Source organism: Clostridium algidicarnis (assembly GCF_000703125.1).
GTDB classification, from domain to species: Bacteria; Bacillota; Clostridia; order Clostridiales; family Clostridiaceae; genus Clostridium_L; species Clostridium_L algidicarnis.
The window spans coordinates 425,683-448,143 of the sequence record NZ_JNLN01000001.1 but is presented as its reverse complement, the minus strand read 5'-3'; the positions used below and the strand labels follow the sequence as shown (position 1 = coordinate 448,143).

At 28.7% G+C, this 22,461-nt stretch carries 22 protein-coding genes; 17 read left to right on the top strand and 5 right to left on the bottom strand.

Features of this window, described 5'->3' with window-relative positions:
• Window positions 1-175: 175 nt before the first annotated feature.
• The 5 genes from BV55_RS0102205 to BV55_RS0102185 all read left to right on the top strand — a co-directional run bounded on the left by BV55_RS0102205 (window position 176) and on the right by BV55_RS0102185 (window position 6,254).
• The gene (locus BV55_RS0102205; RefSeq protein ID WP_029451102.1) at window positions 176-1,522 is read left to right on the top strand and encodes a PTS transporter subunit EIIC; all 1,347 of its coding nucleotides are present in this window, start codon (window positions 176-178) and stop codon (window positions 1,520-1,522) included.
• 354 nt (window positions 1,523-1,876) lie between these two features.
• Complete coding sequence (locus tag BV55_RS0102200; RefSeq protein ID WP_029451101.1) at window positions 1,877-2,962, top strand: DUF871 domain-containing protein; 1,086 nt, start codon at window positions 1,877-1,879, stop codon at window positions 2,960-2,962.
• A gap of 220 nt (window positions 2,963-3,182) precedes the next feature.
• On the top strand, window positions 3,183-4,442 hold the full coding sequence (locus BV55_RS0102195) for an MFS transporter (protein WP_029451100.1): 1,260 nt from the start codon (window positions 3,183-3,185) through the stop codon (window positions 4,440-4,442).
• A gap of 154 nt (window positions 4,443-4,596) precedes the next feature.
• The gene (locus BV55_RS0102190; protein ID WP_029451098.1) at window positions 4,597-5,208 is read left to right on the top strand and encodes a DNA-3-methyladenine glycosylase; all 612 of its coding nucleotides are present in this window, start codon (window positions 4,597-4,599) and stop codon (window positions 5,206-5,208) included.
• A 128-nt stretch (window positions 5,209-5,336) separates the two neighbouring features.
• Window positions 5,337-6,254: a transposase gene (locus tag BV55_RS0102185; protein WP_029451096.1), complete on the top strand. Its 918-nt coding sequence runs from the start codon at window positions 5,337-5,339 to the stop codon at window positions 6,252-6,254.
• Window positions 6,255-6,365: 111 nt separating this feature from the next.
• Here BV55_RS0102185 and ispF read toward each other — a convergent pair whose 3' ends face one another.
• A complete protein-coding gene (ispF, locus tag BV55_RS0102180) occupies window positions 6,366-6,833 on the bottom strand; it encodes a 2-C-methyl-D-erythritol 2,4-cyclodiphosphate synthase (protein ID WP_029451095.1) in 468 nt (155 codons plus the stop codon).
• A 349-nt stretch (window positions 6,834-7,182) separates the two neighbouring features.
• On the opposite strand from ispF, the gene BV55_RS0102175 reads away from it, so the two are divergent.
• A complete protein-coding gene (locus BV55_RS0102175; RefSeq protein WP_029451094.1) occupies window positions 7,183-7,917 on the top strand; it encodes an ABC transporter ATP-binding protein in 735 nt (244 codons plus the stop codon).
• Entirely contained in the window at window positions 7,910-9,106 is a 1,197-nt protein-coding gene (locus BV55_RS0102170) for an ABC transporter permease (protein ID WP_029451092.1), read from the top strand. Before BV55_RS0102175 ends, BV55_RS0102170 begins: the two co-directional genes overlap by 8 nt.
• A 126-nt stretch (window positions 9,107-9,232) precedes the next feature.
• Here BV55_RS0102170 and BV55_RS15500 read toward each other — a convergent pair whose 3' ends face one another.
• Window positions 9,233-9,409, bottom strand: coding sequence for a hypothetical protein (locus BV55_RS15500; RefSeq protein ID WP_157469587.1), 177 nt, complete (start codon window positions 9,407-9,409; stop codon window positions 9,233-9,235).
• A 277-nt stretch (window positions 9,410-9,686) separates the two neighbouring features.
• Here BV55_RS15500 and BV55_RS0102165 point away from each other — a divergent pair, with 277 nt between their 5' ends.
• The 3 genes from BV55_RS0102165 (at window position 9,687) to BV55_RS0102155 (ending at window position 12,300) form a co-directional block, all read left to right on the top strand.
• Window positions 9,687-10,277, top strand: coding sequence for a class D sortase (locus BV55_RS0102165; RefSeq protein WP_029451090.1), 591 nt, complete (start codon window positions 9,687-9,689; stop codon window positions 10,275-10,277).
• A gap of 88 nt (window positions 10,278-10,365) precedes the next feature.
• Window positions 10,366-11,295 carry an alpha/beta hydrolase gene (locus BV55_RS0102160; RefSeq protein ID WP_051652370.1) on the top strand — a complete coding sequence of 310 codons (930 nt, stop codon included), beginning with the start codon at window positions 10,366-10,368 and terminating at the stop codon, window positions 11,293-11,295.
• Between the two features lie 108 nt (window positions 11,296-11,403).
• On the top strand, window positions 11,404-12,300 hold the full coding sequence (locus BV55_RS0102155; RefSeq protein WP_029451086.1) for a polysaccharide deacetylase family protein: 897 nt from the start codon (window positions 11,404-11,406) through the stop codon (window positions 12,298-12,300).
• Window positions 12,301-12,492: 192 nt separating this feature from the next.
• On the opposite strand, the gene rluF is transcribed toward BV55_RS0102155, so the two are convergent.
• A complete protein-coding gene (gene rluF, locus BV55_RS0102150; RefSeq protein WP_198023178.1) occupies window positions 12,493-13,359 on the bottom strand; it encodes a 23S rRNA pseudouridine(2604) synthase RluF in 867 nt (288 codons plus the stop codon).
• A 386-nt stretch (window positions 13,360-13,745) separates the two neighbouring features.
• On the opposite strand from rluF, the gene BV55_RS0102145 reads away from it, so the two are divergent.
• The gene (locus BV55_RS0102145) at window positions 13,746-13,973 is read left to right on the top strand and encodes a glutaredoxin family protein (RefSeq protein ID WP_029451083.1); all 228 of its coding nucleotides are present in this window, start codon (window positions 13,746-13,748) and stop codon (window positions 13,971-13,973) included.
• A gap of 276 nt (window positions 13,974-14,249) precedes the next feature.
• Here BV55_RS0102145 and BV55_RS0102140 read toward each other — a convergent pair whose 3' ends face one another.
• Window positions 14,250-15,332 (bottom strand): anti-sigma-I factor RsgI family protein, encoded by a 1,083-nt coding sequence (locus BV55_RS0102140; RefSeq protein ID WP_029451082.1) that lies wholly within the window; start codon window positions 15,330-15,332, stop codon window positions 14,250-14,252.
• A gap of 71 nt (window positions 15,333-15,403) precedes the next feature.
• On the opposite strand from BV55_RS0102140, the gene BV55_RS0102135 reads away from it, so the two are divergent.
• Window positions 15,404-16,777, top strand: coding sequence for an aldehyde dehydrogenase (locus BV55_RS0102135; RefSeq protein ID WP_029451081.1), 1,374 nt, complete (start codon window positions 15,404-15,406; stop codon window positions 16,775-16,777).
• Between the two features lie 200 nt (window positions 16,778-16,977).
• Window positions 16,978-17,223 (top strand): hypothetical protein, encoded by a 246-nt coding sequence (locus tag BV55_RS0102130; protein ID WP_029451080.1) that lies wholly within the window; start codon window positions 16,978-16,980, stop codon window positions 17,221-17,223.
• Between the two features lie 407 nt (window positions 17,224-17,630).
• Here BV55_RS0102130 and BV55_RS0102125 read toward each other — a convergent pair whose 3' ends face one another.
• Window positions 17,631-17,834, bottom strand: coding sequence for a DUF1450 domain-containing protein (locus BV55_RS0102125; protein ID WP_029451079.1), 204 nt, complete (start codon window positions 17,832-17,834; stop codon window positions 17,631-17,633).
• A gap of 170 nt (window positions 17,835-18,004) precedes the next feature.
• Between BV55_RS0102125 and BV55_RS0102120 the strand changes: the two genes are divergently transcribed.
• From BV55_RS0102120 to BV55_RS0102105, 4 genes are all read left to right on the top strand, one after another.
• On the top strand, window positions 18,005-20,710 hold the full coding sequence (locus BV55_RS0102120) for a sigma-54-dependent transcriptional regulator (RefSeq protein ID WP_029451078.1): 2,706 nt from the start codon (window positions 18,005-18,007) through the stop codon (window positions 20,708-20,710).
• A 404-nt stretch (window positions 20,711-21,114) separates the two neighbouring features.
• Window positions 21,115-21,486 (top strand): PTS lactose/cellobiose transporter subunit IIA, encoded by a 372-nt coding sequence (locus tag BV55_RS0102115; RefSeq protein WP_242850836.1) that lies wholly within the window; start codon window positions 21,115-21,117, stop codon window positions 21,484-21,486.
• A gap of 17 nt (window positions 21,487-21,503) precedes the next feature.
• Window positions 21,504-22,034: a glycine/betaine/sarcosine/D-proline family reductase selenoprotein B gene (locus BV55_RS0102110; RefSeq protein WP_029451076.1), complete on the top strand. Its 531-nt coding sequence runs from the start codon at window positions 21,504-21,506 to the stop codon at window positions 22,032-22,034.
• A 112-nt stretch (window positions 22,035-22,146) separates the two neighbouring features.
• Window positions 22,147-22,452 carry a PTS sugar transporter subunit IIB gene (locus BV55_RS0102105; RefSeq protein ID WP_029451075.1) on the top strand — a complete coding sequence of 102 codons (306 nt, stop codon included), beginning with the start codon at window positions 22,147-22,149 and terminating at the stop codon, window positions 22,450-22,452.
• Window positions 22,453-22,461 lie beyond the last annotated feature (9 nt).

Here is a 22,461-nt window from a genome sequence, read left to right as displayed (position 1 = left end):
TAGTATTATTAAGTAAAGAGTGAATATTTTAAAGCGTGTTACTGGTTGTGCAGGCATGAGCTTAAGAAGTTTATAGTATTTTATAAATTTCTTGAGCTTTTTTTGTTTGAATTTATTTTTAAAGATTTAATACTAACATGCTTAGAAATAAAAAAAATATTAAGGAGGAATTATCATGGCTAATACACCTTCACCAAAAGTTATTGCCCAAGAGATAAACAATGTTGTTGGGGGAAAAGAAAATATTTTACAGATTGCTTATTGCATGACTCGTCTTAGACTTACGCTTGTAGATAGTGCTAAAGTTAATATGGACGCTATAAAAAAAATAGAAGGGGTTATGGGAATTGTAGAACAAGGAGATCAACTTCAGATTGTACTAGGACCAGGAAGAGTTACAAAGGTTGCTAATGAATTTGGACAAATTGTTGGCATGGAAGTAGGCGAAGTAGATGAAGCAAAATTAAGGAAACAAGAGATTAATGCTAAAAACGCTACACCTTTTAAACTTTTCCTTAAAAAGATATCTAGTATATTTATTCCACTTATTCCTGCATTTATAGCTTGTGGACTTGTAACAGGAATTTTAAATATTGTATTAAAGTTAAATCCAGGATTTGGTGCTGGACCAATAGGTGGTATATTGAAAATTGCAGGTAATGCTGTTTTCTACGGATTAAATTTATTTGTTGGTGTAAATGCCGCTAAGGAATTTGGTGGTTCACCAATGCTTGGTGGTGTAATGGCGGCCATAGTATCACATCCAGACCTTACTAAGGTTACATTATGGGGAAATCCACTAGTACCAGGTAGAGGTGGAATAATAGCTGTTTTATTAGTTGTTGCATTTTCAAGTTGGTTAGAAAAAAAAGTAAGAGAAATTATACCAGAATCTTTAGATTTATTTTTGACACCGCTTATAGTTATATTGATTTCTTGCTTTGCAGCAATATTGGCATTACAACCTCTTGGTGGATTTATATCTGATGCCATAGGTAATGCTACTAAAATTGCAATATCAGGTGGGGGAGCATTTACAGGATTTATTCTTGGTGGGACATTCTTACCACTTGTAATGACAGGACTACATCAAGGACTTACACCTATACATGCTGATTTACTTAAAACCACAGGTGAAAATTTACTATTACCAATACTTTCTATGGCTGGAGCTGGACAAATTGGAGCAGCAATTGCTGTTCTTATAAAGACTAAAAATCAAAGATTGAAGAAAACTATAGTATCAGCACTCCCAGTTGGACTTATGGGGGTAGGAGAACCATTGATATATGGAGTTACTTTACCACTTGGGAAACCGTTTATAGGAGCTTGTATAGGTGGAGCTTTTGGTGGAGCAACACAAGCCTTTTTAAAAGTAGCATCAACAGGTATGGGGCTATCAGGATTACCTTTAGCACTCATTACAAATAAACCTCTCTTATTCTTAATTGGATTGCTAGTTGCTTATATAGCAGGGTTTATTGCTACGATGGCACTTGGTTTTGAAGATCCAATAGAATAATTAAGTTTTAGTATGAAATTTCGGAAAACATAATGTCATGTATGCAAACATTTGTATAATACATTCGTATAACACATAACACACAAAATACAAAATAAAAATTGTAAAAATAAAAAACACAAAATGATTAAGTCTATTTGTACTTATTTGTACTTATGATTAATGGTATATTGCATTATAAAAGATAACTAAGGTTTGTACTCATATTTAAAAAGATGTAGAATCAAAAGATCTACATCTTTTAAATAATTGGGGACGGTTCACAAATTTAAGTTAAGAGGAATTAAGGGGACAGTTCACAAATTATAATTATAAAAGTATTATATAAGATTTGAAAACATAGGAGTGATTTTTTTGAGCAAAGGAATATCAGTTTTTTTAGGAATGGATTATTCTTTAGAGGATAACATAATGTACATGGAGAAGGCGAAAAAACAAGGATTTAACATGATATTTACTTCATTACATATACCAGAGGCAGATTATTCAAAAGTTATAGGAGAATTTAAATATGTTATAAAACGGGCAAAAGAGTTAGATATGACGGTTATTGCAGATATATCACCAAGTGGATTTAAATTTTTAAAATTAAAAGAAAAAGACTTAAAGGGTATTAGGGACCTTGGGGTAGATGTATTAAGAATCGATTTCGGATTTCCGTGTGAAGATATAGCTGAGTTTACACACAATAAGTATGGTATAAAGATTGAGATAAATGCAAGCACTGTAACAGAAAGGTTTTTAAAAGAGCTTGAAAGTTTTCAACCTAACTATTTTAATATGCAAGCTTGCCACAATTATTATCCGCGACTTAACACTGGAATTTCTGTAGAAACATTTAAAAGAAAAAATGAATTATTAAATAAATATAAAATTGAATTAAGTGCTTTTATACCATCTTTGGTTAATAAGAGGGGGCCTATTTATGAAGGACTCCCTACTCTAGAAATCCATAGATTAACATCACCAAGGATTGCAGCTAAGCATTTATACGCAATGGGAATAAATAATGTGCTTTTTGGCGACAGTACAGCATCCGATGATGAATTAATAAGTGTAGGAAGTGTAAATGAAAAATTAATAGAATTTGATATAGAGGTATTAAGTAATTGTGATGTAGAAAAGAAAATTATTTTTAGAGACTTTCACTCTAATAGAAGTGACGCATCAGCCGATGTTATAAGATCTGTAGAATCCAGATTAGAATTAGGGGTAAAAGATAAAATTAATGAATTTAATAATATACCTAGACAAATTGGATATGTAACTATAGATAACTTTAACTATTTAAGATATTCAGGTGAATTACAAATTTGTAAAAAAGATCTGCCTGAAGATACAAGAGTTAACGTGATAGGTAAAATTAAAGATGAAGAATTATTCTTGATAAACTTTATAGAGGATGAAAGTAAATTTAAGTTTAAAGATGTAGAGCAATAGTAAAAATGATTGGTATAATTAGGGACAGTTCACAAATAAAAATTTATGTGAACTGTCCCTAGTTAATTTCTAAATTTAAAATAAGTAACAGTTAAGAAAATCTTAAATCTGTTTTGATAAAATATGAATCTTATAGGTTAAATGTCCAATTATTTTTTCAGAAGTGTATAATCTTTAGTATCAGAAGCTTTATAATTTTTGAATTTAAGGGGGGATGGTATTGGCACAGAAACAATTTAAAAACTCAGGAGATAAATTTAATAAAAATGCAGTACTTTATTTAGGCGGAATATCTTTTTTCTACATATGTATGGGATCATTTAATATGATGCAAGGTATATACATAAAAGAGCTTAACTTTGATGAAAGTTTTCTAGGATTAATTCTTAGTTTAAAGACCTTTTCACTAGCCATTTTTTCAATACCTTGTGCAATGATAGTTAATAAAATAGGAAAGAAAAAAGGTATATTATTAACTATGATAATTGTTCCAATAACCATAATATTACAAGGTATGTCCCAAACCAAAGGTATGATTCTTGGACTATCAATATTGCAGGGGGGGGCAAATAGTTTTATATTGGTTTCGGAAGGTCCTTTTTTTATGGAAAATAGCAATGGAAGAAATAGAATAAAATTATTTAGTTATTCTTTTGCAGATAATGTATTTTCAACTATGTTTGGTTACTTTGTTTTTGGACAAATATCTGGGGGGTTTATAAGGTTATTTGGAAGCATTGAAGCGCTGAGATATGCTATTGTAATTTCAGGAGCACTTGGACTTATGTCAATAATTTTAATAGCATTTATAAAAGATAGTGAAACCTGTCCTGTTGAAGATAAAACTATGTTTTTAAAGGATTTGGTTAAGATATCTAAAAAGAAATATCCTATGAAATTTTTACTTTATAACTTACTTATAGGATTTGGAGCAGGACTTGTTGTCCCATATTTTAACGTTTATCTAAAATATAAGGTAAATGCTACCACAGAACAGATAGGGATTATAATGGCCCTAGCACAGGCGGCAATGGGCTTAGGTGGGCTAGCCACACCTTATATGGCGGCTAGGTATGGTAGAATAAAAACTATTATTATGTGCCAAGTAGCGTCTATACCTTTTTTGATGCTTATAGCGTTACCACCCAATATAATAGTGGTATCTATAGCTTTATTTATAAGGAATGGATTAATGAACATGGCAGGTCCTGTAGTAGGAAATCTATCAATGGAGCTAATTGAAGAGAATGAAAGGTCAATATTTGCAAGTGTTAATAATATATCAAACAATCTGAGCAGAGCTCTAAGTGCTATAGTTGGAGGTTTCATAATGAATAATTTTTCTCATGGATATGAGTTACCTTATTTTTTAACAGCTATAACATATATAATGGCAACTATGTATTTTTATAAATCATTTAGAGGATTCGATAATAAAAAGGTATATGCAAAAAAGACAAATAAAGCAGCTATTGTATAAGCTTATATAATATATATACGTACGTATATAGGGACAGTTCACAATATTTAAAGATAATTAATAATAAAACTTATATTATTGAGTATAATAAGAGATATTGAATAACATATTTATATTAAAGTTATTTTTATTTTTAAATTAGGAGGTTGATGTTTTGGAAAAGCTAAGTAGAGAATTTTATAGAAGAGATGCATTGATAGTTGCGAAGGAACTTTTAGGTAATTTAATAGTAAAAAAGGTGGGTAACGATATTTTAGTTGCGAAAATCGTAGAAGTTGAAGCTTACAGAGGCACTATAGACAAGGCTGCACACTCTTACAGTGGAAAGGCAACAAATAGAACCAAAATAATGTATGGAGATGGAGGCTTTGCATATGTGTATTTAATTTATGGCATATACTATTGTATGAATATAGTTGCAAGCACTATAGATAATCCAGAAGCTATTTTAATTAGAGCGGTAGAACCTATAGATGGAATTGATATTATGAGTAAGTTAAGATATGGTAAAGATTTTAATGACATTACTAAAAAACAAAAAATAAATTTAACTAATGGTCCAGGAAAGCTTTGCATTGCTCTTAACATAACGAAGGAAGATAATGGCGTTGATATGTACGGAGAAGACTTTTATATTTTAAATAATGAAAAGAAAGACTTTACAATAGAAACATCTAAGAGAATAAATATCGATTACTCAGAAGAAGCAAAAGATTTTGATTGGAGATTTTTTATAAAGGATAATATTTATGTATCAAAAGGCTAGAAGTATATAAAAAAAATTTAAGGGGACAGTTCACAAGTTTTCTGAAATCCCGTTTGTATATTTATCTACAATTTGGTTAATAATCTAACTACAATTTAAAGATATATATGTATTTAGGAGTGATTAATTTGCCAAGGTCTGCTAGAGTAAAAAGCCATGACGGTATATATCATGTAATGTTAAGAAGTATAAGTGATATAAATCTTTTTAAAGACGATAATGATAAAGATAAATTTATGATGTATATAAAAAGATATAAGGTTCAGTTTGGATTTAAGGTGTATGCGTATTGTCTTATGTCAAATCATGTTCACATTATAATAGATTGTAATGGTGGAGATATATCTAAAATAATGCATGGTATTAATCAAAGTTATGCTCAATATTATAATAAAAAGTACAATCGTTATGGTCACCTTTTTCAAGATAGGTTCAAAAGCAAGATAGTGGATAATGAGAGATACCTTGTAGTATTAAGTCTATATATACATAATAATCCTAAGGATATTGCTGAATATAAGCATAATATAGAGAACTATTTTTATTCTAGCCTTGGAATTTATCTTGGAATAAGAAAAGATACTAAAAATATATTAGATAAAAAGGTTATGATAAATATAGTTTCTGGGAATTATAAGAGATTTAAAATAAAATATAAATTGATGTTAAAAATGAATGTAAGTGAAACTGAATTTGAAGATTATGATTTCACACTTCAAGAAGGATGCTATGAATATAGAAGTGAGAGGAGTTTAATTTGTAGAGATAAGTCACATTTAGTTATATTAAGCATATTGTTAAAAAGATTTAATTTAAAAAGAGATGCTTTATTTTTAAAAAATAACAGAGACATATGTGAATTTAAAAGTATTTTTATATTATTATGTAGAAATCTATGTAATATGTCATATAAGGAATTAGGGAAGATTTTAATTAACAATTCTCAAGCAAATTTATCAAGATTATGTTCTAATGGAATTGAATTGGTAATGGAAGATATAAGATATAAGAATATAATTGAAAATGTTTATGAACAAGTATTCTAAGGTTAAATATAAAGAGTAAAAAAAGTAAAATGCATAATTAAAGTAAGTTTGTCTGAAAAGTATAAAATAAACTATACTTTTCAAATAAAACTTCCATTTGTTTATGTATTACTAAATTAATAAACAAATACTTTGTGATGCCATTCCTTCACCTGATCCAGTGAAACCTAAACCTTCTTCTGTAGTAGCTTTTATATTAATTTGATTAATGTCTATTCCTAATATGCTAGAAATGTTATTTCTCATTTCATCAATATAAGGCGATAATTTAGGCGCCTCAGCAATTATAGTAGCATCTATATTGCCGATAGAAAAACCTTTTTTTAAAATCAAATCATAAACCTTCTTTAGAAGGGACAAACTTGATATGTCCTTGTATATTAAATTATTGTCTGGAAAATGGGTTCCTATATCCCCTAAGCTTGCTGCACCCAAAATTGAGTCCATTATAGCATGGACAAGCACATCTGCATCTGAGTGCCCAAGTAATCCATACTCATTAGGTATAGTTACTCCACCTAATATTAAGGATCTATCTTCAACTAACTTGTGAACATCATATCCTAACCCAATTCGCATAAAAACCCTCCTAACTAAAATTATGAACTGTCCCTATAATTATTTATACTTAGTCTTACATAGATTAATAAGAAAATCAAGACTTAATAATGAGAGGATAAAGAATTTATTAATTATAAAGATAATATTTTTTATTTTTACAATTAAAATTATTGGTAGTTATTTGTTAATAGATGATATAATGATTAAGAGAATTAATAGGCGTTAGGTGTGAAATGATGATTAGTTTATATTTTCTGTTATTTAAATAAGGACAAACTAAAGGTATTGTACTTATGAACCGTCCCCTTAACCTTAATAATATAACTTTTTAGTCTTTTAATTTATCTTATTTAAGAGGAGTGATTTTGTGGTAGAAGTAATTGGCTTAAGTAAACAATTTAAATCAGTAAAAGCAGTAGATGATATTAGCTTTAAAGTAAGTCAAGGTGAAATTGTTGGTTTGCTTGGAGAAAATGGAGCTGGAAAGACAACTACATTAAGAATGCTTGCAACAATGTTAAAACCTACATCGGGAACAGTTAGGATAAACAATTATGATGTAGTGAACGATGCTCATATGGTAAGAGGTGAGATAGGGATATTATTCGGTGGAGAAGTTGGACTATACGACAGGCTTACAGCAAGAGAAAATATCAAATATTTTGCCCAATTAAATGGTGTTTCAAATCAGAAAGCTGAAGAACAAATAAATAAATTAGTTAAGGCGTTTAACATGCAAGAATATATAGATAGAAGAGTAGGTAAGTTTTCAAGGGGAATGAAACAAAAAGTTGCTATTGCAAGGTCTATTGTTCATGATCCTAAAATTATGCTGTTTGATGAACCAACAGCAGGATTAGATATAAGTGCGTCAAAAATAATACATGATTTTATACTCCATTGCAAAGAAGAAAACAAAGCAATTGTATTTTCCAGCCATATGATGAATGAAGTTGAAAAGCTCTGCGATAGAGTAGTTATAATAAACAAAGGGAAAATCGTTGAAGATGGTAAAATTGATAAACTAAAAGAAAAATATAATGATCAAGATATGGAGAGCATTTTCACTAAATTAATAGGAGGGGATTCTAAAAATGAATAGAAGTATAACTTTGTTAGTATTTAAAAAAGAGTTAATGGATATATTTAGGGACAAGAAGACTCTTATATCAAGTATCGTAATACCTCTTATTATATTCCCCTTATTATTTATGGTTATGGGTAAAAGCATAAGCAAAACATCAAAATCAGTAGAGGATAATCTTAAGATTTCTATTTCAGATAAATCAAATAGTGATATGGGACAGTTCATAAAAGATCAGAAGGGAATAAATCTCATAGAAACTGATAGCATCGAAGAAGATATGAAAAGTGGAAAGATACTTATGGCATTAGAAATACCAGAAGGCTTTGAAAATTCAATTTTAAAGGAAGAAATGGTTAATGTTATAGTAACCTATGATAATTCTAGTCAACAATCTCAAATGGCATTATCTAAAGTTGAAGGTTATATAGATGTTTATTCTAAAGAAGTTGTGGCAAAAAGGCTCCAATTAAGAGGTATAAAACAAGAGCTTTTAACTCCTGTAAATTTGGAAGTTAAAACTTTCGAAAAGGAATCTGAGGGCTTTAGTAAATTTATGCTATCGTTATTATTACCTTTATTACTTGTTATGTATAGTGTATCAGGACCAATTGCTCCAGCTACGGATTTAGGAGCTGGGGAAAAGGAAAGAGGAACATTAGAACCTTTATTAACTACAAAGGCAAGCAGGATGTCATTACTGTGGGGGAAGTTCTTAGCAATTACAGTTATGGGATTGGTAACAACTATAGCATCATTAGCAGGTGTTATGATTGCAATGAAACAAAGTGGTGGCCTTATGTCTAATGGAAGTGTTTCAGCGGCAAGCTTTAGTATAGAACCAAAAGCTATGATATTAATAGGTATGGTTGCTATATTAACAACTATGGTTTTTGGTGCATTAGAACTTTCTATAAGTATATATGCAAGATCATTTAAGGAGGCTCAGACTTATTTAACACCACTCACCATAATAACTATAATACCAGTATACGCAACATATATGTTAGATCCTAAGAGTATAGAAAATTTTTATTTCCATATACCATTAGCTAATTCAGTTTGTCTTTTAAAAGAACTGATAATGGGTATTTATAATTATAATCATATACTTACAACATTGGGATGGACCATAGCTTATATAGTTATTTCTATACTATTTGCAAGGTTCATGTTCAGTCGCGAAGAAGTTGTTTTTAGAGCATAATTTAGAATATAATTTCATAAAAAATAAAAAAACATTAGAAAGCCATGGGAAATAAAAAAGCAATTTATCTCTTATGGCTTTTTAATATATAAAAATTATAGATATAGTTTTGTGAAAAATTATAAATTATAAGGTTTTCCTAAATTCATGAATTTGACAAGGTGGACAGCTCTTATTAGAATTTAAATGAAACAAGTTTTTAATGTTAAAAAACATTAATTTAAAGATGCTCTTTTTGTACTTTTTGTTAGAATCTAATACTTTTTTTGAATGGAAATCTACGGATATAAGATTATTTTTCATAATGTAGTCACCCCACTATTTCATAGAATTCCTTTATTTAAGTATACTATAAAAACTAACAAATGTTAAGAATATTTGGACAAGTAAGGTGTTAATCTTGATAAAATAAAAGCATAAAAACCAGTAAATTTAAGACTTTGATTAATGGTATTACTTTATACAAGAATAAGATAATAATTTAGGGACAGTTCACAAGAATATATTAAAACTATAAACTGTAGACTAAATAAGATAATGATTTATAATAAGATTAAGAATTAAAAAAAGGAGGATATATATGAATAAGAAAAAATTAACAGGGACACTACTCATAGTAATTGGCATTTTAATTATATCCAGTGCTATTTTTATGAGAATTTCTTCAAATAAAAAACAAAAAGATATGATAGCTAGGTTTGAAGAAACTCTAAGAGATATGGGAGAGTATGATGAAAATAATGAAGGCAAAGAAAGTTCACCTAGTGGCGAGCATAATAAAGAAAGTGATAATGCAATAGCCATGATGATTATACCTAAAATCAATGTTACAGCAGCTGTTGCTGAAGGTAGTGACATGGAAACCTTAAAATCTGCGGTAGGACATTTCGAAGGTACAGCTTTACCAGGGCAAAAAGGTAACTTTGCAGTAGCAGGCCATAGAAACTACACATACAGTGAGTATTTTAAAAGAGCAGATGAATTAGAAAATGGAGACGAAATAATAGTTAGAAATAAAGATGGAGAGTTCAAGTATAATGTTACAGGAAAAAAGATAGTAGAACCGGAAGATGTAGGAGTATTAGATGAAACTGAAGACGCTACATTAACCATAGTAACATGTACACCAGGTGCAACGAAACGATTAATAATAAACGGAAAATTAGAATAAGCATACAAAGATATAAAGATAATTGTGAACTGTCCCTAAGGCTAAACATTTACTAAGTTAACTTTTATGTAATGGAAGGGGAGTAAATATGTATAAGGTTATCCTATCTATTTTAATGATTATATTGATCGTATGCTTAGTGATTTATTTTATAGTTAAATATTATTTTCAGCAAGTAGTGGTAAGAGAGGTTATTCCTGAAGATATAATATTTAACGAACAAATAAAAAGAGGGCTTATAAATAATGAATTTTATAAATCATTAAACAAGGAAGAATTTTTTATAGAATCAAAGGATGAGTTAAAATTAAGGGGTATTTATATAAGATCTAGTAATGAATCTAACAAAACTATGATTTTTGTACATGGGATAACTGTTGGTTTAGTATGCTCAATAAAATATATATCAATGTTTTTAGAAAAAGGGTGGAATGTACTTATATATGATCAAAGAAGACATTCTAAAAGTGAGGGGAAATACTCTACTTATGGATATTATGAAAAAGAGGATCTTGATTTATTTGTTAATTGGATAATAAATAAAAAAGGTGAAGATGAGATAATTGGATTGCATGGTGAGTCTATGGGTGCTGCTACGGTACTTCAATATGCTAAGATTAATAAATATGCTAAATTTATTATTTCAGATTGTTCCTTTTCTAGTTTGAATGAATTGTTGGAAAGAAAGATAAAGGAAAAGAGTCCTTTATTGAAGCCAATATTAAAACTCATGAGCAAAAGATCAGTAAGAAAAGCAAAATTTAGTTTTGATTATGTAAACCCAATTGAGGTTGTTAAAAAGGCTTCCATACCAATTATGTTTATACATGGAGATAAGGACAGATTTGTACCATGGGATATGAGTGTTGATATGTATAATTCAAAAGAAGTAGGAATAAAGAAACTGTATATAGCAAAAGGTGCAAGACATGCAGAGTCTATTGAAGTGGATAAACTTAAGTATGAAGAGGAAGTTATGAAGTTTGTGGATGAAGTTTTAAATAATATAGATAATTAATAAAGATTCATATATAAATTAGGGACAGTTCATAATTAATAAGCTTTGGCTAGGTTAATTGGGGACAGTTCACAATTAAAAAAATGAAAAAGTGGTTGGAGTGATTATATGAAAAAACGAAGCAAAATTATAATTGGATTAGCTTTGATATTTGTTGTTAGTGTACTTTCTGTATCACTAATATTAAAAGTTAGAAATAACGATAATATATCAGAAAATAATAAAGTTAATGCTACAAAGGACAGTAAAGAGGAAGATCAAGAGAACTCAGAAGAGGAAAAGAAAGAAGAAGAATTAGAAGATAGGTTTGAAGGTATGGAGCTTAAGGATAATTTGGTAGGGGTTCCTATACTTTATTATCATTCTGTTGAAAAGTCTGAGGATAACGAGCTTCGGATAGCGCCTGAAAAGTTTAGAGGCCAGTTGAAGTATTTGAAAGACAATAACTATGTATCCCTTACATTACAGGAGCTACAGAGTTATATAACTCAGAACATGCCAATTCCTAAAAATTCAGTTGTAATTACATTTGATGATGGGTATAAGGATAACTATGACAATGCTTACCCTATATTAAAAGAGTTTGGATATACAGCTACAATCTTTGTAATATCAGGGTTAATAGATAAGGATCCAAATTATTTAAATAGTGACCATATAAAAGAGATGTCGAAAAATGGTATAGAAATAGGAAGCCATAGTATAAATCACGAAAACTTATTAGAAATACCAAAGGAAGATAAAATAGAAACCATAACAAAATCAAAACAAGATTTGGAAAAGTTAATAGAAAAACCAGTTATAAGTATTGCATACCCTTTTGGGAAGGTTAATGATGATATTGTTAACATAACAAAAGGCGCAGGTTACACATTAGGATTTACCATAGATAAAGGCTGGGGAAATGGAAAAGAAGATCCACTTAAATTAAGTAGGGTGTATATAAGTGCATTTATTACAGATGAAATCTTTAAAGAAAGAATATCAAAAGCCCAATACAAATAAGATATATTTTTTTAGCATAATGCTAATTATATCTATTTATAAATAAAATCACAAAAAACCTTAGATGTCATAAGACTTTTATCTAAGGCTTTTTTAAAAGTAGAAAAGTTTAATAATATTTATTTGGAGAATGTATAAGAAGGTTTATTAGTATTAAACAACGCAATATCTGTGCTGGTTTCTGAGTTCATTTTAGGATATAAGTTTATTTATTGTTATTAACTCACTAGGCGTAAGATACCTCCACTTTCCTAGAGGAAGGTTATGCAAAGTTACATTCATAATTCTTATACGCTGCAATTTTACTACATTATATCCAAGAGCACTGCACATCCTTCTAATTTGCCTGTTTAACCCTTGAGTTAAAATTATGCGAAATACATAAGTGCCTTCTCTAGTAACCTTGCATTTTTTTGTGATGGTATCAAGGATATTAACCCCACTAGACATGTTTTCTATAAAGTTTCTAGAAATTGGCTTATCAACTGTTACAATATATTCTTTTTCATGATTATTTTCAGCTCTTAGTATCTTATTTACAATATCACCATCGTTAGTTAAAAAGATCAATCCTTCAGAATCTTTATCAAGGCGACCTATGTGAAATATTCGTTTAGGATGTCCCACAAAGTCCACTATATTACCTTTTACCCAGGGCTCTGTTGTACAAGTTATACCTACAGGTTTATTTAAAGCTATATAAATGGGCTTTTCTTTTTCATTGATTAACTTTTTATCCACATAAACCTCTTGGTAAGTAGAAACCTTAGTACCTATAACAGCCTTAACACCATCAACAGTTACCCTCCCACTTTCTATAAGCCTATCAGCCTCCCTCCTAGAACAGTACCCACTATCGCTAATAAATTTGTTTATCCGTATACTATCTTTTGTATCATGAACTATGTAAGAGGGGGTTAAAGAATCTTTTTTAATGTCTTCATTTTTAGAAGGCTTAGAATGAATCTTTTTATTGTTATTAGGTGTATTTTTGTTAGGTGAATTCTTTTTTTTATTAGCAGTATGTTTAGTTAAATTAGTATTAGTGCTAGTCTTCAATTCATCACGTCCTTATTTCTTTCACTTATATAGCATATATTAAAGTTTTTTAATTAAAGTAAAGCTTCATTATAATGTTTTTAAAAATAGAATTTATAGGCATAATAAGATATTATATAATTATATCATTAATAGTATAATTAATAGACTAAAAGTTATATTATGTAGAAAGCTATAATGTATATTTATCTTTAAATAAACATAAAATAATAAATATAACCCAATAAACATAAACTAATAACGATAAAACTATAATTATAGACATATAATTAAGATAACAAATAATTATTATGAATTAAAAAAGACTATTGAAATGTATAAAATATAGTTGTATAATAGTAATATACCTAACAAGGGTATTTGATGATAAAAAAGGAGGAATTATAATGAAAAATGTTGTTATTTATACTTCTGACACATGCACATTTTGTTCAGCAGCAAAGGAATATTTTAAAGAAAATAATGTAAGCTACGAGGAAAAGAATGTTAAAGAACCATCTAACAGAAAAGAATTGATGGCTATGGGAATAATGAGTGTTCCTGTAATAAAAATTGATGGTGAGACAGTTATAGGATTCAACCAAAGTGAAGTTGAAGCGTTATTAAATAAATAATTATTAAATAAAAATATTTTTATTTTGAGGATAGTAGCCATTAAAGGGTTACTATCCTCAAATTTTAATATAATAAGCTTTATTATATTTATGTGAAAGACTATATATAAATCAAAAAGGAATATTAATATACAGAAAATTAATAGTGAATTATCTAAGTATTATGGTAGTATACAGAAAGTTAATAGTAGGTTATCTAAAGCTTATGGTAATATATAGGGAATTAATAGTGTGATATCTAAAGCGAAGACTAACCTAAAGAAAACTTATTTTAACCTACTTAGGATTTATATTATGATTTTCGCCACTATTGTTTATTCTTGCATCTATTCCATTTTCTTTTACAAAGATTTCACAAGAGGATAAGTCCTTTTCATTTAGTTTATTACCATTTATATAAATATATATTGTTGATCTTTCCTCAATGAAGTTTAATTCTTTTCCTTTGTTTAAAATTAGTTCTAGTGATTGATCAATGGACTTTCCAGTTAGATTCAAATTTGAAGATATCTCCTTTCCGTTGCTATCTTTAGAGATTACTTTAGTTACTTTATGCATCATATTAACATTTATTTTTAAGGATGCATTGGCTTCTAAAATTATAGTGGTAGATATTTGATTTTGCAAAAGTAGATATATTAAACTTAAAACGATTATCACAAAAACACTTATTGATAAAGGGTATTTATATAGTCTCCAAGAATTTGTTTTAGCACCTGATACAATTAATCCTATTTGAGAAGAAGGTTCTTCAAGTAATTTTATTCTTATAAATTCGCCATAACAATTTAATATTATACCCTTATTTTTATTTGATGTTAATAAAATTCCTGCACATAAGTTATTAGTTTGAGATTTATCATACAGGGTTAAGGCATTGCTTGTAGCATTATCTTTACTAGAATCTGAATTTAACTTTGATTCGTCAGAAATGTTTTCTGTTGAATTTACATTTGTTGCTTGTATATTAAGGTAATTTTTTATATTATTGTATTGAGGGTTAGAAATTATTAAATAATAAGCTATTAAATAATTTTCCCACTTTTTTATAAATCGTGGAGATTCATCAGTAAATTCTGATAAACTTTTAATAGGAAGAGATCTGTTTCTTTTAATTAAACTTGTTAAAGTTTTCTCTTCTAATAAAGAAAAGCTTATATTTAAAAGTAAATTTTTTGTATCAAAAGATGGAGTGCTTTTACAAAGGTCTTTTAAAATTACTCCATATAGAGATAATTCTTTGATAAATAAAGAGATGTCCTCTTTAATATTATAAGCAAAATTATCTTCTAACACAATTATTTTTTGAGTATAAACGAATTTATATTTGTTTTTAACTAGCATAAATTTACAATCCATAAATAAACACCTCTAGAAGTAATATTAATATATAATAGGGGAATTTGCAAAGATTTAAAGGAGTAATTATTATGATTAAAGTAAATAAGTTAATAGAAATCCAAAGAAATCATTTTTTAAGCGGGAATACTCTTCCTATAGAAGGGAGAATTGATTTACTAAAAAAGCTTAGGTATTCAATAACTTCTAATGAAAATGAGATACTAGATGGATTATGGAAGGACCTTAGAAAATCAAAGTTTGAGTCTTATGCTACAGAAATAGGACTTGTACTAGAAGAAATAAATTTAGCCATAAAAAATGTAGAAAAATGGTCCAGGGCAAAAAAGAAACCAACACCCTTAGTTCATTTTCCAGCAAAGAGTTATATATATCCAAATCCACAGGGCGTAGTTCTTATAATGTCACCTTGGAATTATCCTTTCCAACTTACAATGTCACCTTTAGTAGGAGCTATAGCAGCAGGAAATAGCATTATTATAAAGCCGTCTAAATATTCACCGAATACAAATATAGTATTAAAAAAGATAATTAAAGAATGTTTTTCTATAGAACAGGTAGACATAGTTTATGAAGATGGTGGAAGAGAATCTATTAAGGAAATATTAGAACAAAAATTTGACTACATATTCTTCACAGGAAGTGTAGGCACTGGCAAGATAGTTATGGAAGCTGCTGCAAAGAACCTTACTCCTCTTACTTTAGAGCTTGGTGGGAAAAGTCCATGCATAGTTGATAAAGATGCAGATATAGAGCTTTCAGCTAAGAGAATAGTTTGGGGCAAATTTTTAAATGCTGGACAAACTTGTGTGGCACCTGATTATTTACTTGTAAATAGCTTAGTAAAATCAAAACTTATAGATGCTATTAAAAAATATATAAAAGAATTTTATGGTGAAGACCCTAAAGAAAGTCCTGATTATCCTAGAATCATCAATGTGAAGCAGTTTGATAGATTAAAATCTTATTTAGGAAAAGGAAATGTGATTTTAGGCGGTAATAATATAAGAGAAGAGTTATATTTTGAGCCTACAATAATAGATAACCTTACCTTGGAAGATGAGATAATGAATGATGAAATATTCGGACCTATATTTCCTATTATAGAATTCGAAAACTTAAATGAAGCAATTAATTTAATCAATAGTAGACCAAAGCCTCTTGCTCTTTATTATTTTTCAAAGAGTAAGGCGTCACAGGAAATTATACTGAAAAATACTACATCAGGAGGAGCGTGTATAAATGATACTGTAATACAAGTGGCATCTCATTATATACCATTTGGTGGAGTAGGCGAAAGTGGTATGGGTGGATATCATGGAGAATCAAGCTTTGAAACCTTTTCTCACTACAAATCAGTTATAAAAAGAGGTAAATTAGATATTAATTTTAGGTATGCACCCTACAAAGACAAATTTAACTTATTAAAGAAAATAATGAAATAACAAAATAATATACAGCATAAAAACATTAATTATATTTATAAAATTAAAATATAAATGCATTAAAACATATAAAGCATCATAAAAATAGAAGAAAAGTATAATAATGAACAAAATCATATAAATAAGATTAAAGTAAAATAAAAGAGTGAAAAGAAAGAATGGTGTAAGATTAAAATCAATGTAAGTATTGGAGGGCTATAGTGGAGGATGGAATCCTTAAGGCAGTCAAGTGGGAAGGTAACAGCAAAGATATGTATAAATTAGTGCTAAGTCAGACACCCCTATTATTTAAAAAACAAATAATAATCTTGGTTAGCAATTGGATTAATCATAATAATATAAAGGTTATTACAGAAGAAGTTGTATTTGAAATTGTAGAAGACATAGCACCTTTAAAAATAAAAATGAAATTGTTGCCAGTATTAAAAAGTATGAGAAGCATATGAATCATATAAATAATATTATAATTTAGCATTTAAGAATCTAAAGCTTAACTAATTAAAAGTTAGCTTTATATTACTTTTATCCGATGGCTACAATACGTAACACCCCTATGCTCTTCAAGGTGAGGGATGACGGCTGCTACGCCTCTTTATAAGTTTTCCTAAGACTCAGATGGAGATGTATTCCTTATAAGCAAACTCCATCTGAGTCTAAGAATCACTTGATAATTAAAAATGTTGTATAGTATGATTAGTCAAGCTATATAATATATGGAATTATACGTAGGATAAAGATACAGGGTTACACATAAGATAAAAAATATGAAACTATACATAAAATAAAAAATAGGCAGCTATACATAGTGTAAAAATATAGGTATATAAAATATCCTATAAGTAAATTTATATATTTAAATAAGTTTTTCTTTTATATTAGAAATTAAATCATCAAGAGTTTCACCTATAATAAATTCATGATCAACCATTACGAAGGGGACAGTTCTACAAAGGTCGCATCTTAGTAGGCATTCTTTTGAAGTAAAGTCCATATTTTCTTTTTCTAGAGCAGAAGCTATATCTTCAAAATATCTGCTGAAGGTGCAAACTTTTATCATAATACCAAATCCTTTCTAAATCTTAAGTTTAGATAATGTTTATAATTACATTATAAATATTTATATAGGCATTTATCAAGTGAAAAGATTAAAATATTGATATTTTGATTAATACAAAAGTTCAATATATAACCTTTATAGCTAATATATTGGTAAAAGGAGTGATTATATTGAAAACTAATAAAGACGAAATATTTAAGCTTATAGAAGATTCTGTGGATGCTGATAAAAAAGGGTTATCGGCTGGCGAAATAGGAAAAAAGCTTAATTTACAAAGAAGTAATGTAAGTTCAATACTTAATGAATTACATAGAGACGGGCTATTACTAAAGATAAAAGGAAAGCCTGTTATATATACTATGGATTCTACTATTAAATCTCAAGGCACTTTAATTAAAGAAAATGCTAATTTTAATATGCTTATAGGAAATGATAAGAGTTTAGAAAAGTGTATTCAACAAGCAAAGGCTGCAATGTTATATCCACCAAAGGGTCTTCATACCTTAATATTAGGACCAAGTGGTGTTGGAAAAACTATGTTTGCAGAACTTATGTATAAATTTGGTGTGGAAAATAATCTTTTGAAACCAAATTCACCATTTGTATCTTTTAATTGTTCTGATTATGCAAATAACCCTCAGCTTTTATTAGCTCATCTTTTCGGGTGTAAGAAGGGTGCATTTACAGGAGCTGATAAAGATAGAGAAGGAATAGTAGGAAAAGCTAATGGAGGAGTTCTGTTTTTAGATGAGGTTCATAGATTACCACCAGAGGGACAGGAGATGCTGTTTTATCTTATAGATAAAGGACTTTATTCATCTTTAGGAGATGATAATAAAAAAAAGTGCGAAGTTCTTATAATGTGTGCTACCACGGAGGATATAGACGAGGTTCTTCTTACTACATTCACAAGGCGCATACCTATGAATATAAAAATACCTGCTTTAAAAGATAGGAGTCTTGACGAAAGGTTTGAGCTTATATGTGAATTTTTTACTGTAGAGGCGGCGAGAATAGGAAAAGATATATCAGTATCACTTAATACGGTGAGACAACTTATGCTTCATAATTGTCAGGGAAATATAGGACAACTTAAAAGTGATATTCAATTAGGCTGTGCAAATGCTTTTTTAAATTCAGTATCTAAAAAGTTAAAAAATATAGAAGTTCATTGCACTGATTTTGCTAGTTACGTAAATCAAGGTCTTCTTATATATAAAAATCATGCTAACGAAATAGATAAAATAATAAAAAGTGAAAAAACCCTATATTTTACGCCAAAAGGACCTAAAAGCTTGATGAAAGAAGGCGACTATTCTCTTCCAGATAACTTTTATGAAGGAATAGAAAAAAAGATGGAGGAGCTCCATAAGCGAGGCATAAAGGAAACAGAAATAAAACTTTTAATGGAATTTGATATTGAAAATTATTTTAAAACTTTTATAAAAACCTTTAGCAAAAGTGTTAAAAAGGATGAATTGTCGAAAATAGTAGACGAGGGTGTAATAGTTATAGTGGAGACATTTTTAGATATAGCAAGTCATAGTTTACGGAAGGTATTTCAAAGTAAGGTGTTCTACGGATTATGTCTTCATATAAATTCTAGTATAAATAGAATAAAAAGTGGTAAAAGTATAGTGAATCATAATTTAGAAAATATAAAAAGAAATTATAACAATGAATATGAAGTATCTAAAGAACTAGCAATTTTAATAGAAAATGCTTATCATATAAAGGTTCCAGAAGATGAAATAGGATTTATAGCAATGTTTTTAACAGTAAATGAAATAGAATCTGAAACATTAAAACAAAGTCCAATTGTTGTTATAGCAATGCATGGTAGAACTACGGCATCATCTATGGCTGAAGTTGTAAACAAACTTGTAGGAGCAGATAACACCTATGCTTATGATATGTCATTAGATAAGAGTCCTAAAGTAGCCTATTATGAATTGAAAAATCTGATAATAAAAATAAATGAAGGAGGGGGAGTAATTCTTCTTGTAGATATGGGGTCATTAAGTATGTTTGGTGAGCTTATATCTAAAGATACCGGTATTGAAATAAAGGTACTGGATATGGTTTCTACAGCAATTGCTATAGAGTGCTCAAGAAAAGCTGTCATAGAATCGGATGTACAAGCTATTTACTATAATATAAGAAAAAGTCTCGATAACTGTGAATCATATAATATAAAAGTAGCCGATAAATTTATTCCGAAAAATGATAATATTATTATAACATTATGTACTACAGGAGAAGGAAGTGCTATAAAGCTAAAAGATTTTATTGAGAGTAAGATAAATACACAAGAATATAATGTGGAAATATTCCCAATGGCCTTGAACAATAAACAGCATACTTATAATACGCTGAACAATATAGCTAAAGAAAAGAATATATTAGCAATAGTCGGAACTATAAACCCTAATATATATGGGATACCTTATATATCCACATATGATATATTCATGGATAGTAATTGTGACAGTCTTATAAAAATATTAGAAGGAAAAAAAGAAGTTAGTACCAATAATAGTTTTATTGAAGTGCTGAGTAAAGATATTAAAAATATGGATTTATATAAGTTTGAAATATTATACAATGATTTTTTAAAACAGGTAACAGAGAAGACTGGTAAAAAGATAAATTATGATGTTTCAACAGGTCTTATGGTTCACATGATTTGTTCTACAAGCAATATAATAGAAGGTAAGATGACCTCTTCTTGTTATTCTAAAGATGTAATTAAAGAACAGTACAAAAATGAATATAAGATAGTGAAAAATGCTCTTAAAAAAATAGAAGAAAATTATAATATTATATTTAATGAAGACGAAATTTGTTTTATTATAAGAAATATAATGAGTATATAAAGATAGTTAAGATAAGTATATAAAAATAAGCCATGTGTATAAGAATTTGGATAATAGATATAACTTGTACAACTTGTATAAGTTGTCTAAAGGATAAATTCTAAAAGTAAGGGATAGGGCTTATTTTTTTTGCGCATTATTAAATGGATGTAGTGGTTAGAACAGCTTTATTTTAAAAAATAAATTTTATATAAACGTCTTATTTAAACATTGAAATAACACACAAGATAAGAATTAGGATAAAAAGAAGAAATAAGAAGTGTATAAAATATTTATACACGTTATATAAATGAACTATGGAAACCCTTATAAATCAAAGATTACATAGAATACTAATAAGTTGGCACGGGTTTTGCTTAGTTATTAAAGTAATAGTTAATAAATATTGAAATGGAGGAATAAATATGACAAAGAAAATAGATGGGGTTATGAATGAAGATGAAAATACAGATATAGATGAAAAAATTATATTTAGTCTTATAAGTTTTTCAGGAGATGCTAAAAGTTGTTTATTTGAAGCTTTTAATAATATAAAAGAAGGTAACTATGATTTAGCTAATAATATTATGGAAGAGGCAGAAAAGTCATTAATGAAGGCTCATGAGATACAAACAAAACTTATCCAAAAGGAGGCTGAAGGAGATCATATAAAGGTAAATATACTTATGGTTCATGCTCAAGATCATCTCATGAGTACATTACTAGCAAGAGATCTTGTTAAAAATATGATAGAGATGCAAAAGGAAATTAATAATCTTAAAGAGAAAATTAAATAAGATAGTGAGGTGATTTAATGATAAAGGTAGTTCAATTTTTAAATCAAGTTCAAGCAGGATTGGGTGGCGATGAGAGGATGGACATAGAACCCCAATCACAAAATGGAGCTTTTGGCCCAGGAATGCTTTTAAAATCTACAATGATAAGGAATGGAGCAGATATAATTGGTACAGTAATTTGTGGAGATAATTATTTCTTAGAAAATAAAGAAAAGGCCGTGGAAGAAATATTAGAAATGATAAAGAAGTTTTCACCAGACGTAGTTTTGTGCGGTCCAGCATTAAATTATAAAAGATATGGTGAATGTTGTGGGTATTTGGTAAAAGCCGTAGAAAATAAACTTAAAATACCAGCTTTTGCAGCTATGTCAAAAGAAAGTACAGGCACACCAATATTTAGAAAAGATATTTATATAATAGAAACACCAAATAAAGGTGGAGTAGGACTTAGCAATTCCTTGAAAAATATATCAAGTTTTGCAGGTAAGCTAGGTAAGGGAGAAGCAATAGGAACTCCAGAGAAAGAAGGATATTTTTCAAAAAAGTGATTAGGATAACAATGTTTAACTACAGTTAAAGTATAACAATTCATAGATATTTATTTGATATTTTAAAGTAAAGGTAGTTTAATGTTTGTACAAAAAACAAGGAGGCGGAAAAATGAAAAGGATTGCTTTATTTTGTTCAGCAGGAATGTCAACAAGCTTATTAGTTACAAAGATGAAAAAGGCAGCTAAAGTTAAAGGAATAGAAGTATCAATTGATGCTTTTCCTGAGGCGGCTATGGGAAAAGAATTAGATGAGGTTGATGTGGTACTTATAGGACCACAAATTAAATATTTATTAAATAAACTTAAGAAATTATGTGATGAAAAAGGGGTTCCAATAGGTGTAATAAACACTATGGATTATGGCATGATGGATGGAGATAAGGTTTTAGAACAGGCTTTAAAGATGATGGAATAGTAAAAATGG